This is a genomic window from Bacillus sp. FDAARGOS_527 (assembly GCF_003812125.1).
In the GTDB taxonomy this organism is placed as follows: Bacteria; Bacillota; Bacilli; order Bacillales; family Bacillaceae_G; genus Bacillus_A; species Bacillus_A paranthracis.
On record NZ_CP033795.1, the window covers coordinates 1,357,080 to 1,371,832 of the forward strand.

A 14,753-nucleotide genomic window follows, 5' to 3' on the forward strand; every position below is an offset into this window, starting at 1 on the left:
GCACTTGTCATGAAATTTACTTGCTTACAAGTTGCAAACACCATTCATTTTCTTCGTAGATTGCTTATGGAATAACAGAACGGAACTACAACAAAAAGAACAAACGTCCCCTAACAAACGTTTGTCCAAAGATAATTACGATTTTAACTAAGAAATAGACTACAATTTATGTGTACGAGAAATCTTTTTTATAAGTTTAGGCAATATAGATGTTAGTACTTGCTTCAAACGCTTCGTAAACGATGGATCTTTACCTGAAGTTGAAATAGTGACAACATATTCATCATGTCGAATGACGCCAGGTGTGTGAAAAGATGATTCTGTACCATCACTTACAACGTTAACCCACTGAAAATCGTGGGCAGCCTGCTTGACCATCATATTTACAGCATGTTGATTTGTAGCTGCATAAATAAGGTGAGCATCTTTAATATCATCATTACTAAAAGTTTTTTGCTTCCAAGTAATAAAAGGAAGTTCCTTCATCTCCTCGCAAATTTCTGGGCTGATAACGGTGACAAAAGCGCCTGTATTTTTTAATCCAGACGCTTTTCGATATGCAATTTTACCTCCACCAATGATAACGACCACTTTATTTTGCAGATTAAACATAAGGGGGTACATGTTATACATATATGCATTCCTCCATTCGTTCTAACAATGTTAATTTCATATATGTATCAAACTGTAGGCAATTACAAGTCGTCACGTGATCGTATTTTTTTGTATACAACTTAATTTTTTGAAGCAATAATCCGGTAAAGAGAAGGTAGGGCATGACATATACATGGGATGCAGTTGATGTTATTGTCTTTAGCTCAGCAGTAAAAGAGGGCGTTCCTTTCGTTAAAAAGGAGCACGATACTGGTATACTGAGTTTTTGTTCGACAGCTACTCCAATTTGCTGTAACTCATGTATGGGCTGGGGGTCACTACTACCTCTTCCTACGAGTAAAATACTACTATTTTGCATTGGCATAGCTTCACGTATTCTTTTCACTACAAGTTCAACCATATGCGGATGCGTACTAAAAGGTGGTACAACTGAAAATGTTATATGTGGATATTGCTTTTGCATTTGTTCTATCTCAAAAGGAATATCACATTTATAGTGAGCTGCTGCAAATAATAAAACAGGTACAATCATTATTTCAGTTGCTCCCTCTAGTATCGTTTCTGTAACTGCATCCGAAATGGTAGGTTTCGTTAGTTCTAGAAAAGCTATTTTTTGAATTCTTTCGTTACGTTCTTTCATCACAGATTGAATAAAGTGAATGAATTGTTCGTTCCCTTCTTGTAACCGGCTCCCGTGTCCAACATATACAATTCCTTTCATTGTCTTACCATATCTTTCTTCATAAGAGTTTCTTGTAATTGATGATCTACGTTATGAAACCCGACTTTATTTGCATAGTGTAAAGTTGGAACGTCGGTATACGAGAATGGGAGAGTAACAATATCGATAAACCCAAGACGTTTTACTTCTGCTAGAAACGTATCAATAGAAGCGCGTCCTTCAAATACAATGCTATCCCATAAGAATTCTGAAAGCATACGAGAATGGACTTCATCGAAACGATGATCAATTGTATACTTATGAGTCATCATATAAGAGCCGGCACCAATTTTCTCTTGAATAAATGCAATTCGGTTAATATTTCTGCCTAAATAAACAGTTGTAACGGAAGAGAACTTTGCTTCTTTACTTAGTAGGCCATATTGCATAAGTTTTTCTTGAGTGGCAACGTTCATGTGTTGCAGCTCTGCCTGTAAGGAACGAATATCTTTCTGGTATTTACTACATGATTGCATCAAAATTTCTACACTTTCAGCTGAACAAAAAACAAGGCGATCAACGTTAAAAATTTCATTGATTTGTTCAAGTGTTAATGTATATTCTTCCTTTTTGAAAGTTGGAATTTGATATATTTCTGCACCAGCTTCTTGTAACCTTTGCTTCATTACACTTGTTTTATTTGTTGCGGATGTAAATAAAACTTTTTTACCATGTAATGGTTTACGTTCTTTCCAAGCGATTTGATTACGTAAGGAAACGACGTCACCAACAATTGTCATAGAAGGGTTAGAAATATTTTCATTTTTGACGATAGAAACAATGGTAGATAGTGTCCCTGTGACAACGCGCTGTTTACCAGTTGTACCCCATTCAATGACTGCTACTGGCGTATCTTCTTTCTTTCCTGCTTGTCGTAAGTTTTCGCAAATTGTAGGTAAGTTTTTTATACCCATGTAGTAGGCAATCGTATCGCTATTGTGAGATGAATTATATTTTCCATGATCGGTTAAAGGACCTTTTGCATGTCCGGTTAGTAAAGTAACGCTATTACTGTAGTTACGGTGGGTAAGGGGGATACCTGCATAGCTACTAGCGGCGATGCTAGATGTAATGCCTGGTACAATTTCATATGGAATATTTGCTGCTGCTAAAGTTTCGGCTTCTTCACCAACACGGCCAAAAATAGATGGATCTCCGCCTTTTAATCGGACAACAATTTTTCCCTCTTTTGCAAATTGAAGAAGGTGTGCGTTAATCATTTCTTGTCGCATAATATGATTCTTTGGCATTTTTCCGCAATACATAAGTTCACATGTTTGTTTTGTATAGCTAAGAAAGAAAGGGTTTAGTAAACGGTCATATAAAACAATATCTGCACGTTTTAAACACTCTATCGCTTTCTTTGTAATAAGCCCTTCATCACCAGGTCCTGCACCAACTAAATATACATATCCGTTCATATAATTGCACCTCATCTAGTTTTATTTAAAAGGAAGCCAGGGGGAGGCTTCCTTTTGTAAATTACATATATATATAAATGTCATCATCAATGACTTCTACTTCGTACGTTTGAATACAACCGTCATCAGGTTTTTGAACTTCACCTGTTAGTAATGAAATCTTCCAATCATGCAGTGGACAAAAGACGAATTCACCAGATACAATTCCTTCTGCTAACGGTCCGTTTTTATGAGGACAACGATTTTCTACAGCTCGAATATCACCATTTGAAAGGCGGAATAGGACGATAGACATACCTTTCATTTGTACCTCTTTACCGATTTGAATAGGAAGATCTTCTGCACGCATAACTTTTATTTTTTCTTTCGTTTGTATCATATAGATCACAGCTCCTTATTTCACAGTTTCTACTTCATACATTGCTTTTAATGATTTCGTTTCTAGTGCTTGTCCCCAAGCTTCTTTATATGTGTCACGAGCCGTTTGGAAACGTTCATTTAACTTAGTGACCATATTTGCATCTTGCAGTATTTCTTTTATGTGATCGAAGCCTAATCGTTCTGTCCAGTAGGCAGTACGCTCTCCGTAAATACCAGTTTCACGATAATATTGCATGTAAGCTGTAGCGATGCGAAGAACATCATCTTCAGTAGGGACAATCATTACAAAATCAGCTTCACGTACTTCTGTACCACCATTTCCACCAATATAAAGTTGGTATCCATTTTCGACACAAACAACGCCAAAATCTTTCGTAAGTACTTCCGCACAGTTACGCGGACAGCCCGTTACACCCATCTTCATTTTATGAGGTGTATCTACCATTTCTAAGGATTGTTCAAGGAGCATACCAAGTCCTAATGAATCTTTCGTACCGAAACGGCAGAAACGAGAGCCAACACATGATTTTACATTACGAAGAGATTTTGAATACGCATATCCAGAAGTCATATTTAAGTCAGCCCATACGTTAGGTAAATCTTGTTTCTTAACACCGTATAAGCCAATTCGACTTGCACCGGTAATTTTCACAAGTGGAACATCATACTTTTTCGCAACTTCAGCAATTTTCATTAAATCATCTGCTGTTGTAACGCCTCCGTACATACGTGGAATAACAGAGAATGTACCATCGTGCTGGATGTTACCATTCATTCTTTCATTAACGAAACGGGAGGCTTTATCATCTTCATATTCTTCTGGAATCGCCATACGTAAATAGTAGTTCAAAGCAGGACGACATTTCGAACAGCCATCTTCATGTACAAAACCAAGAACATTTCGGACTTCTTTTTGTGATTTTAAGCCTTTTTCATGAATTGCCGCTACGACTTCATCACGTGATAAAGGTGTACATCCGCACATACCAGCAGACTGGGCTGAGGCATCAAAAGCATCTCCGAGTGTATGAGATAAAACTTGTTCTACAAGCGGACGACATTTACCACATGACCCTGCGGCTTTCGTACAGCCTTTAACTTCTTCAAAAGTCGTTAACTCTTGTTCTAAAATGGCATGAACGATTGTTCCTTTCGTAACACCATTACATCCACAAATCGTGTCATCCGCACTCATTGTAGTAACATCAAGTTCACTTTCTTCACCAGCTTTGTGAAGAATGGACGCTGGTGTATATTCTTGTATATCTTCTTCTTTCTTTAACATGCTAAAGAGGCGTGTACCATCAGCTGTGTCACCATATAAAACGATACCGACGACTTTATTGTCACGAATTAATACTTTTTTATAGGAACGTTTGCATTCAATAAAGATGGATATTGCTTTCGTTTGATTATCTTCATAAATTTGGCCTGCAGAGAATAAATCACAACCAGCAACTTTTAATTGCGTACCGACGATACTGCCCGAATATCCATCAGTTTGTAAATTTGTTATATGTTTTGCTAATATTGCACCTTGTTCATAAAGAGGGGCAACAAGTCCATATGCGATACCGTCATGTTCTGCACATTCGCCAACTGCATAAATGGACTCATCATTTGTTAGCATATAGTCATTGACTACAATGCCGCGATTGACAATTAAACCAGCATCTCTTGCTATTTGCGTATTTGGTCGGATTCCGACAGCCATTACGATTAAATCACAATCTACAACTTCACCATCTTCAAATTGAATGCCCTCAACATGGTTTGTACCAAGAATTTTTACAGTTTTCTTTTCCATTAGAAACTTCATGCCTTGTGCTTCTAAATCTTCACGCAGTAGAGAAGCTGCTTTCGTATCTAGTTGTTGCTCCATTAAGCTAGGCATTAAATGAACAACATGTACGTCCATTCCTAAGTCAATAAGACCTCTTGCTGCTTCTAAACCAAGTAATCCACCACCAATGACAACGGCCTTTTTCTTTTCTTTAGCAGTATCCATCATAAACTGTGTATCTTCAATAGTTCGAAAACCTGTTACACCAGGAAGAGTGGAACCTTCAACAGGTAAAATAAAAGCACTAGAACCTGTTGCAATAATAAGCTTGTCATATGTAAGAGTACGATTCTTTTCTGTAATAATAACTTTTTCTTCTCGGTCAATACTTTGAACTCTTTCATTTGTATACAAAGTTATTTCGTTTTTTTCATACCAACTGTATTCATTCATAATGATATCTTGTATATTTGTTTTACCTTGTAAAACATGAGAGAGCATAATGCGATTATAGTTTGGGTGTGGTTCATCTCCAAAAATAGTAATCTCATATGAATCACAATCATGTTTTAATATTTCTTCCATACAACGTATGCCAGCCATACCATTTCCGATCATAACTAAACGTTTTTTCATTTTCGTTTCCCCTTTTTATGTGAAATATTGAACAAAGGATTATATTTTTATTATAGAAAATCAAGAAAGGGGGAGATGTGATATTTATCACATTTTTATAATGATTCACAAATTGTTAAAATTCGGATTTATGTGAGGGTGATGTGGATAGGTTTCGCAAAATGAAAAAGCAGGACATCAGTATGTATACTCATGTCCTGCACTTTATTTACGCTCTCGTAATGGCACGTGGAAATAAAATATTATTTTCTACATGAATGTGCTCAAATAAATCAGACTCTAACGCTTCAATGCGATTGTAAACAAGTCGATAAGTGCCGCAAGCTCCTTCTGGAGGAGTAAAGTCATGTGTAACTTTACGAAGCTCTTTAATAATGTTGCCAGCGTGGTTATGTTCATTTTCTAGTTCATCTACTACTTTACGTAACTTTGCATAGTTTTCATCAGTTGGATTTTTTTCAAATTCTAAAATTAATGGGAAATCTTCTGTTTCTTCTTTAATTAAATGCTGTTCTAATTCCATTTTAAGTTCATGAAATAGCTTATGAATTTTAGCTAAATGCGGCTGATTTGCTCCATGAGCACGTAATACTTTCGTCACATAAGGACTTAACTGTAGTAACTCTTCATTTAAATAACGATGATGCTTATGAATTACATAATCAATCAATTCACGATAAGAAGCATTTTTCCAATCAATTTCAGATTCATTTAATCGTTTCGTATTATGATAAAGCGTATTTAACTCTGTAATTACTTCAGTAGCTGATAAATTTCTTTCATGAATTGCATCAATAAGTGGCTTATTACCGCCACAACAAAAATCTATTCTATAGGATTTAAAAAGATCACTAGCTTTCGGAAACTGTGTAACAATCTCACCGACAATAGAAGTTTCAGTAAATGTATGTTCCATATGAATGCCTCCATAAAGTTTAAATGTAATATCTAAATTAAGAATAGCGATAAATGAAAAACAACGTGGTGATTGAAATCACTTATTATGTGTCTGATTTGAGAATAATAGGATTATTCTTCAACAGAGGACATTATAGAAAAGATGGCGAAGAATTTTGGGATAGGAAGTATATCTTTTATAGGAGGTTTTTATGGAATATGTTTATCATATGGTACCAGAAGAACTAAAAGGAGAATATTTAATCCCATTAAATGAATTGAAAAGGGTATATCCAAATTTATATCGTGAGTATATCCAAAAATATAAAGATCATACTCAAAGAGAGAACTTATTAACACGTAAAATACCAAAACTAGAATGTTTATGGAATGATGTTGTGCATTTTTTACCATTACATCCCTATGAGATTTATAAAGTATCACTGGAAATAGGAATAAACCTTCATACAAATAAACTGTTTTATAAAGTTCCTATTAGCGCACTGAAGGGTCAGTGTATGGCAATATACAAGTACTCAAAGCATAATTGGGGTGGACCAAATAGCGAATTAAAAGAATGCGAAATAGAAATCATCAACTTTAATGAATATAGAGAATTAAAGCAATTAAATATCTGCACCAAAGAATATTACAGGGAGGAATATGAAAAGGGTAGAAGATTTGGGATGTTTCACTTAATTCCACATGTTCTTGTCAAAGGGAAAGTGGAGGTGAAAAATATTGAAATCATTAATTGGAGTATTGCTCCAGTTAATGGTTAATAGTACAAGTATTTAAAAAATAAGATGCCATTTTGAATTGATATAGGGCTTAAAAGAATGGAAGAGTAATTAGATCTTATACGTAATAATAAAAAAGAAGCTTACTAGAAGCTTCTTTTTTATTGCTATTTTTCACATGCGACTCCATCGCCATCACGATCAAGATGTGAGGCATAACCTGGTTGTCCTTTATATAGGGGAGCTTTCCCAGCAGCTCTAACTGCGGCACAATTTTTGTAATATGCACTACTAGTATTTCCTGAAGCAGGTTGTGTTTGAGTTTGCTGTGTTTTTTGCTCTTCTTGTTGTTTACGAGCTTGTTCATCAGCCTGGCGTTTTTGCTCTTCTTGTTGTTTACGAGCTTGTTCATCAGCCTGGCGTTTTTGCTCTTCTTGTTGTTTACGAGCTTGTTCATCAGCCTGGCGTTTTTGTTCTTCTTGTTGTTTACGAGCCTGTTCATCAGCCTGGCGTTTTTGTTCCTCTTGTTGTTTACGAGTTTGTTCATCAGCAAGACGTTTTTGTTCCTCTTGTTGTTTACGAGTTTGTTCATCAGCAAGACGTTTTTGTTCTTCTTGTTGTTTACGAGCTTGTTCATCAGCCTGGCGTTTTTCATCCTCTTGCTTACGAGCTTGTTCCTCGGCTTGACGCTTCTCATCTTCTTGCTTTTGAGTTTTTTCGTCTGCTTCTTTTTTTTCTAGTTCTTTTTTGTCGCTATCTTTTTGTTCTGTAGTGTTAGAAGCAACTTTTTTACTAGTTGCTGTCGTTTTTTCAGAAGTAGGATTTGAAATACTTGATAACGCACCAAAAATAACAAATAAAATAGCAGTGATAATAAATTGTTTTTTTGCTACACCTGTCTTTTTAATTACAGATAAGATTGCTAGTACAAGGAAGAAAATAAATAAAATGAAACTTAAAATAGTAAAAAATTCGATGACTGGATGTTCTGAATTTGTTGAGCCAGTTACCATCAATATAATCGAAATCATAAAAAGAATAACAGTAGGACGACCATACTGTGTTGCTTTTCCATTTTTCCTAAAAAATGAAATAATACATAAGATTAAAAGAATAAAAGCAATTAAAAATAAAGCTGCACCAATATTACTCAAAGTCGCCATTTTTATACCTCCATTTGTAAGATTTTCATTGCTAATTATATAGGAATTTATGGGGTATTACACGATTTATATAAAATTAGTAGTTTTAATAGACTGATAAACATTTATTTGAATATAGAGGAAAATGGATGTATTTCCTATTACATTTTTGAATAAAATCCATAAAGTATAATATATAGATTGAAAGGAGGGGATTTGAATGGAATTCCAATTGTTGGTAACTTGTATATTACAAGAAGGTAATGCTTTCTTTTTAGTAACGAAAGTAGACGATGTTATTACGTTAAAAGTACCGATTACTGCGGGAGTAGCAGGTTTATTCTTAGCTTTAGGTGTACCAAGATGTTCTTAATTTAAATCTCTACAGTAGAAAGAGGAGGACAAGCCTCTTTCTACTAATACATAATTATTTTATGTAAACTGAAGTGTTCTTTTTTTAATAGCACGTTTAAAATGGACATGCATATACTATAATGTTTCATTGGCTGTTAGTGATGAAAACTAGTTTTCATACGTGCATGCAGTGATATTTTTAAGTTATGAAAATTAAAGAGGTGCTATTATATATGAAAAGAAGGACATTTGATATTCCAGTTACATTGCGAAGAGAGTGGTTTTTAATAGAATTAGCCCATTTAACGAAGAAATATGGAATTGAAATTGCAACTAGCAAAATGGAAGCTGCACCGTTTTTAAGAGATCAAGTTACGGAATCAAAAATAGGGTCAGGGCTCCAATACGATAAATATGATGATGAGTATATCATTGAAAATTAAAGGGTAAGAGCAAAACAAATTTCTTTATAACAAAATATAAAATAAAGCAGATTCTAAATATGGAATCTGCTTTATTATGAAATACTTCTAATCAACTATCCTCTTTCAAGTGTTTTTCCTACATATTTTACTTGCGTTATTCCAAAAGATTCACGAAGAATGCGAGCATAATCTTTTGATTCTATTGGTCGTTTGTTTTTGGTGCCTTTAAAGGTTTCTGTATAATTTTTATTTGTTAATGATACGTGACCATAATCAGTTAATTTACAAGTGATAGCCCCTTTATTAAAAGGAGATTCTTTATGTTCTACAATGACTTTCTGAATGTTATTCACCTTTTTCTCATCTATTGGATCTAAAGTGAAGGCATAGCCTATTTTCCATTCATCTGAAGGTTCAGATTGCAAGAAATTTGTAGATTCCCCGTTAGCTCCTTTTCTCATTTCTAAAATGTGTGTACCTTTTCGGGTAATTCGTTTGCGAATTCGATATTCACCCGTTTGAGAAGAGATGACTTCTCCGTTAAAAGGGACTGGATGTAAAGGTAGATGAGAGGCAAAACCGGCGTCTATAACATAATCTTTATTATTATGATGTAATATGATAATGACATGACCATCATCGGGTTTCCATTTATTATCATAAAGGTCATAAACAGTACCAGCTACTTTATATACTTGAAATCCACAATCCATTAAAAAGTAATACAATAAGGAGTTTAATTCATAACAAAGACCGCCTCGTTTTTGAATAAGTAACTTTTCTATTAAGTTATTTTTTGAGATGTTTTTAATAGTACCAGCCATAATATCGAGATTTTCATAGGGGAGAATCAATCCCATTTTTAAGAGAATTGCATCTAAATCATCAAATGTTATTTCTTTTGCAGGAATTTTTAACCGTTTAAAAAACTCCTTTTGTAAATCGGTCATCATAAAGCATTCTCCTTTCTTTTTACAGAATTTTCTTCTGCTCACCGATAGGTTAGTACTTCTAAAAGTTTAATTCAAGTCTGCGAAAATTATCATAATATATGTTTCTGGAAATGTTATTTTATATTCAGAAATTTCAGTTTAATATTTAATGGTAGGAAATTCTTATAAGATAAGCGTCTATTTTGTTTAGTTTGTATTTAATTAAATAAAAGTACATATCTTCATTACCTTTTTTTATAACTGGCTGGTAATAAAGTGTTTTTTTACTAAAGTTTTTTCAAGATTTGTATGCTTTATATAAACAATAATAATTGGGGGATATTAGATTCAGTAAAGTTAACAATTGTTGAGAAACTTTTTTGTAGCATTCACTCAAAAGGAAGAGATAGAAACAAAGAGAATAACGTGTGTTAAGGAAGAAGGGGGACTAGTAATCTCTTAAGAATAGGGACAGGGTCTTGTTTAAGTACAAAGATTATCTAGTATTAAGAGAGAAGATAAAAAATATTACAACGAGCACCTTCTTTCAAAAAAAGTGGGGGGAGTAACATGCGATTGATGAGAAGATGTGTTGCCTTACTAATTGTATTTTTTATCATGGTTCCAATGATTAGCACAAATGTGCGAGCAGAAGTTGTAAAAGAGCTTAAAACAGGCTTTCCAGATCAAGAAGTCTTTACACCTGGAGAATGGTTTTTAGGTCAAAAACCTGCTAATTATGATGAAAGTAAGCCTCCAATTCTCTTTGTGCAAGGAAGGAATGGTAATGCTGATAGTTGGTATGGAAAGACAGTATATCACGATATGAATGATATGTATGACTATGCTTTGAAAGCAGGCTATCAAACAGTATTCATACAATTATATGATGCTGCTGGGAAAGGGTCAGCTAGTCAGTGGGATAATGGAAAATTGTTGGCACAAAAATTAGAAGAAATATATAATCATTTCGGTAAAAAAGTTAATATTGTAGCACATAGTAAAGGTGGTATCGATACACAAGCTGCATTAGTAGGATATGGGGCAAATCGATTTGTCGGAAATGTTATTACACTTGCGACGCCACATCATGGATCGAACTTAGCGGATTTATCATATAGTTGGTGGGCAGGATGGCTTGCTTCTATATTAGGTCAAAAAGATGATGGTACGTATTCATTACAAATGGGCGAAATGGCAAAATTTCGTTCAACGATTGATAATAATCCAGCAGCTAAATTAAACCGTTATTATACAGTTACTGGGACTAGCTGGGGCCCTGTATTTTCGGCGTTATCAATGGGTGGATTATATTTGTCATCATACGGTTCAAATGATGGACTAGTAAATGAGTGGAGTGCTAAGCTGCCGTATGGAACGCATTTATTTACAGATTCTAGATTTGATCATGATAATATACGAAAAGGATCTGCTGTGTTCTCACGAATTGAACCATATTTACGTACGTCAAATGTAGCCGTACCAGATTTAGTAGCATCCAGCACTAGTTCAAATGAAAACATAGAACCATTAAATACAACTTCAAACCAAAACATTTTAGGCGGAGAATTGCCACAAAATCAGTGGATAGAGCAAACTGTTGCGGTTGATAAAAAGGCAGAAGGAATTGTTTCAATATTAACTGCTTCGTCGGATGTAGAAGTACAAATGATATCACCAAAAGGAAAAGTGTATACAAATAAAGATAGTGTTATAACTACTGGTGAAGATGAATCTTTCTTTGGTGGCGCGACAATTAAAACATTTAAATTTGATAAAATGGATGTAGGAGAATGGAAAGTTAAAATGGTGGCGAAGCAGTCGAAAGATGCATATTTAGTTGTAAGCGATTACAAGACTGGCGCACCATTTGTTCTTCAAATGCCTACAAAAGTAAAAGCAAATAAATCTGAGTATAAACTGAAAAAATCACCTGTGGCACCTGAAATGAAAGGAAATCTTTCCATAACAGTAAGAGTCGTGAATAAAGAAGGGAAACTAGTCTCTGAATATAATGAATTACAAAATGTGAATAACAATACATTTACTGGTGCTTTGAAGGACATAAAGCAACCAGGAGTATATAACGTTACGATGGATATAAAAGGGATGAATAAAGAAGGACAACCATATAATCGTACAATCGTTAAGTCGGTTTATGTGGAGAAATAAGAAAGAATGAGAAAAAAAGTACCGAACTTTTGTAGTAGTAAAGTTCGGTGCTTTTTCATGTTTATTAGATTAACAAAAAGGTACAAAGGTTAAGTATTTGGTAGAGAATTCTTGAAATGTAGCAGGAATGCTTTTTATACTGTAATTGCACCTGCAAAAGTAAAACGAGTATTTTCAGTTACAATGATGTGATTGTTTAAGTGAATTTATGTCTTTTAAATATTTGTATATATAAGGTTTGGAGTCGTTGACCTTTATTTACGTAGCACGGCAGGAAGAAGAGAAAAAGTATCGAATGAATGTACATATGTAGTATTGTTTGCTTTTGGTGTGAATAGTAGTTAAAGATACGTTGAAATATTTTATACGGTAACAAAAGAGTAATTAAATAATAGAGGGAGCAACTTACATGGAAAATATATTAAAAGTATCTTCAAAATCAAGCCCCAATTCAGTCGCAGGTGCAATAGCAGGTGTACTAAGAACAAGTGGAAATGTAGAAATTCAAGCGATTGGAGCGGGTTCATTAAACCAAGCGATTAAAGCAATTGCAATCGCAAGAGGATTTGTTGCTCCAGGTGGTATTGACTTAGCCTTTGTTCCAGCATTTCAAGAGGTTACTATTAATGATCAAGAAAGAACGGCGATTAAATTGATTATAGGGCCTAGGAAGAAAAGGTCTTAAAAGAAAGTGTTGATATGAATCATTTGAAAAGGTTGATAGATAAAGTAATAAAAAGACCACTCTCATTTTGAAGTGGTCTTTTGTATTTTCGTATTTCATATTGTGGATACGCCCCACATACTGAATTCGTAGTGATATTCAGTGCGCTCAATAACGATCCCGAATTCTAAATCATCCCCAACTAATACAAAATCTGCATATCCAGTTAGAAATTTTGATATGGTTGATAACGCTTCTAAATTCTCAAATACTTCACCAATGTTCAGTTTAACTGCTTCAATTTTACCACCCTTAGAGAAAAAGAGTCTCCCTTGATCAACTGGAAATTTAATGGTTTTAGCTGTTTCTTTTAACAGTACTATTGATAGTCTTCTGTTTTCTTCATAATTAGTGCTACCAAAGTTTTTTATGTTTGAAGTTTGTGTTAGCGTGTTAAATAAGTCTTTACAAAATAAATCATTAGATTTTGGATCCATAAATGAGTCCATAGAAACTGTAACAATATTAGAAAGTTCGTCTACGAGTTCTTTTCTACTACCAGTTCTTTTTGCTTTCATTTTTAGAATTTCAATTCGGCTTTTATTCATATTACTCAAAAATTTTCACACCTTTACTCGCGTAGTGGATGAATAAAACCACTTACTTCGACAAAGTAATAATAACATATGGGAGTAATCTTGGTGGGAATTAGAAAAGAAAATCTTGTTGAAATGACAGCTGAAATTGATTTAGAAATAAACGGAATATATATTGTTGAAAATGGTCAGGTTCAGCTAATAGAACCACCCAAAAGTGGATTTGGTGAACAATCATTTGTATATCAAAGTGGAAAAGTAATTCGGATAGAAGAGCGGAAGACAAGATTAATTTAATACTATTTTAGAAAAGATATAACGTGAAAAATAAAAAGTGCCACAAATGTTTGTACAGCAGACATTTGTGGCACTTTTATCTTTTTATATAGCATAAAATGAATGAAACTAAAACTGCTCATTCTTCTCCCAAGATTCTACAATATAATGCGCAATTGTCGGATTAAATCCTTTCCCAACTAAAAACATAATCGCAGCAACTTCTGTTAAAGCGTGTTTGTGTGATGTATGTTTCGCTTCATTTAAACCATAATCTACCCAAGGTTTTACGAAATCTAGTACAGGTTTCTTTAAAGGTAAGAACTGTGTACCGACAACTTGTTGAATCTGTTGTTGCGTTGGTTCTGTAATTGGTCCAGGTGGTAAAATTTGAGGCTGTGTAATATCCAGTGTTGGTCCAGGCGGTAAAATTTGTGGTTGTGTAATATCTAATGTTGGCGGTTTAGGTGGTGAGACACGTGCGTCGTAGTTTGGTGGATACATTTGTTGTTGTACTTGAGTTTGTTGTGGCTGAGTTTGGTATGGGTTTTGTTGAAACTGTTGTTCTTGAGTTTGTGCTGCTACATATGGATTTTGTTGAAATTGTTGTTCTTGAGTTTGCGGTGCTACATATGGATTTTGTTGAAATTGTTGTTCTTGAGTTTGCGGTGCTACATATGGATTTTGTTGAAATTGTTGCTCTTGAGTTTGTGGTACTGCATATGGATTTTGAGGATATTCGTAACTTGGACGTGTGTCATATGCATTTTGTTGAAATTGTTGTTCTTGAGTTTGTGGCGCTGCATATGGATTTTGTTCATATTGTTGCTCTTGTTCTTCATATTGTTCTGTATATCTTTGTTCTTGTTGCTGAGGGTAAAATGGTTGTTGTGGGTAAGGCGGTTGATTATTATAGAACATATTTATTCCTCCTTCATGATGATGCCTACCACCTAGTGTATGGGCGGACAAGAAAATATGTGATGAAAAAATGCGGG

Annotated in this window: 16 protein-coding genes; 6 read left to right on the forward strand and 10 right to left on the reverse strand. The window is 34.4% G+C overall.

From position 1 onward, the window contains the following. Window positions 1-159: 159 nt before the first annotated feature. From EGX95_RS09390 to ric, 6 genes are all read right to left on the reverse strand, one after another. Window positions 160-633 (reverse strand): precorrin-2 dehydrogenase, encoded by a 474-nt coding sequence (locus EGX95_RS09390; RefSeq protein ID WP_000282598.1) that lies wholly within the window; start codon window positions 631-633, stop codon window positions 160-162. Further along, window positions 626-1,336, reverse strand: coding sequence for a sirohydrochlorin chelatase (locus tag EGX95_RS09395; RefSeq protein WP_000676449.1), 711 nt, complete (start codon window positions 1,334-1,336; stop codon window positions 626-628). Before EGX95_RS09395 ends, EGX95_RS09390 begins: the two co-directional genes overlap by 8 nt. Further along, complete coding sequence (locus EGX95_RS09400) at window positions 1,333-2,757, reverse strand: uroporphyrin-III C-methyltransferase (RefSeq protein ID WP_001014952.1); 1,425 nt, start codon at window positions 2,755-2,757, stop codon at window positions 1,333-1,335. The genes EGX95_RS09395 and EGX95_RS09400 overlap by 4 nt, the downstream gene beginning before the upstream one ends. A gap of 61 nt (window positions 2,758-2,818) precedes the next feature. After that, on the reverse strand, window positions 2,819-3,136 hold the full coding sequence (gene nirD, locus EGX95_RS09405; RefSeq protein WP_000616695.1) for a nitrite reductase small subunit NirD: 318 nt from the start codon (window positions 3,134-3,136) through the stop codon (window positions 2,819-2,821). A 15-nt stretch (window positions 3,137-3,151) separates the two neighbouring features. Then, window positions 3,152-5,557, reverse strand: a complete 2,406-nt coding sequence (gene nirB / locus EGX95_RS09410) for an NADPH-nitrite reductase large subunit (RefSeq protein ID WP_000746911.1) — start codon at window positions 5,555-5,557, stop codon at window positions 3,152-3,154. Between the two features lie 208 nt (window positions 5,558-5,765). Continuing rightward, window positions 5,766-6,473 (reverse strand): iron-sulfur cluster repair di-iron protein, encoded by a 708-nt coding sequence (ric, locus tag EGX95_RS09415; RefSeq protein ID WP_063246713.1) that lies wholly within the window; start codon window positions 6,471-6,473, stop codon window positions 5,766-5,768. Between the two features lie 193 nt (window positions 6,474-6,666). Between ric and EGX95_RS09420 the strand changes: the two genes are divergently transcribed. After that, window positions 6,667-7,236, forward strand: coding sequence for a hypothetical protein (locus EGX95_RS09420; RefSeq protein ID WP_000456966.1), 570 nt, complete (start codon window positions 6,667-6,669; stop codon window positions 7,234-7,236). 125 nt (window positions 7,237-7,361) lie between these two features. Here EGX95_RS09420 and EGX95_RS09425 read toward each other — a convergent pair whose 3' ends face one another. Continuing rightward, window positions 7,362-8,357 (reverse strand): excalibur calcium-binding domain-containing protein, encoded by a 996-nt coding sequence (locus EGX95_RS09425; protein WP_000224058.1) that lies wholly within the window; start codon window positions 8,355-8,357, stop codon window positions 7,362-7,364. 199 nt (window positions 8,358-8,556) lie between these two features. On the opposite strand from EGX95_RS09425, the gene exsG reads away from it, so the two are divergent. Both exsG and EGX95_RS09435 read left to right on the forward strand, forming a co-directional pair. Beyond that, on the forward strand, window positions 8,557-8,709 hold the full coding sequence (exsG, locus tag EGX95_RS09430; protein ID WP_000395678.1) for an exosporium protein ExsG: 153 nt from the start codon (window positions 8,557-8,559) through the stop codon (window positions 8,707-8,709). A 214-nt stretch (window positions 8,710-8,923) separates the two neighbouring features. Further along, the gene (locus EGX95_RS09435; RefSeq protein ID WP_000830253.1) at window positions 8,924-9,133 is read left to right on the forward strand and encodes a hypothetical protein; all 210 of its coding nucleotides are present in this window, start codon (window positions 8,924-8,926) and stop codon (window positions 9,131-9,133) included. A 95-nt stretch (window positions 9,134-9,228) separates the two neighbouring features. On the opposite strand, the gene EGX95_RS09440 is transcribed toward EGX95_RS09435, so the two are convergent. Further along, entirely contained in the window at window positions 9,229-10,068 is an 840-nt protein-coding gene (locus EGX95_RS09440; protein ID WP_000988050.1) for an arylamine N-acetyltransferase family protein, read from the reverse strand. Between the two features lie 549 nt (window positions 10,069-10,617). On the opposite strand from EGX95_RS09440, the gene EGX95_RS09445 reads away from it, so the two are divergent. Both EGX95_RS09445 and spoVS read left to right on the forward strand, forming a co-directional pair. Next, window positions 10,618-12,219 carry a lipase family alpha/beta hydrolase gene (locus tag EGX95_RS09445; protein WP_001238725.1) on the forward strand — a complete coding sequence of 534 codons (1,602 nt, stop codon included), beginning with the start codon at window positions 10,618-10,620 and terminating at the stop codon, window positions 12,217-12,219. A 409-nt stretch (window positions 12,220-12,628) separates the two neighbouring features. Continuing rightward, window positions 12,629-12,904 (forward strand): stage V sporulation protein SpoVS, encoded by a 276-nt coding sequence (spoVS, locus tag EGX95_RS09450; RefSeq protein ID WP_000427804.1) that lies wholly within the window; start codon window positions 12,629-12,631, stop codon window positions 12,902-12,904. A gap of 95 nt (window positions 12,905-12,999) precedes the next feature. On the opposite strand, the gene EGX95_RS09455 is transcribed toward spoVS, so the two are convergent. Next, on the reverse strand, window positions 13,000-13,500 hold the full coding sequence (locus EGX95_RS09455) for a YxiF family protein (RefSeq protein ID WP_000069080.1): 501 nt from the start codon (window positions 13,498-13,500) through the stop codon (window positions 13,000-13,002). An 84-nt stretch (window positions 13,501-13,584) separates the two neighbouring features. On the opposite strand from EGX95_RS09455, the gene EGX95_RS09460 reads away from it, so the two are divergent. Then, window positions 13,585-13,776, forward strand: a complete 192-nt coding sequence (locus EGX95_RS09460) for a DUF3954 domain-containing protein (protein WP_000512846.1) — start codon at window positions 13,585-13,587, stop codon at window positions 13,774-13,776. 108 nt (window positions 13,777-13,884) lie between these two features. Here the strand turns inward: EGX95_RS09460 and EGX95_RS09465 are convergent, their stop codons facing one another. Further along, the gene (locus EGX95_RS09465) at window positions 13,885-14,676 is read right to left on the reverse strand and encodes a hypothetical protein (protein WP_000499680.1); all 792 of its coding nucleotides are present in this window, start codon (window positions 14,674-14,676) and stop codon (window positions 13,885-13,887) included. Window positions 14,677-14,753: the final 77 nt, after the last annotated feature.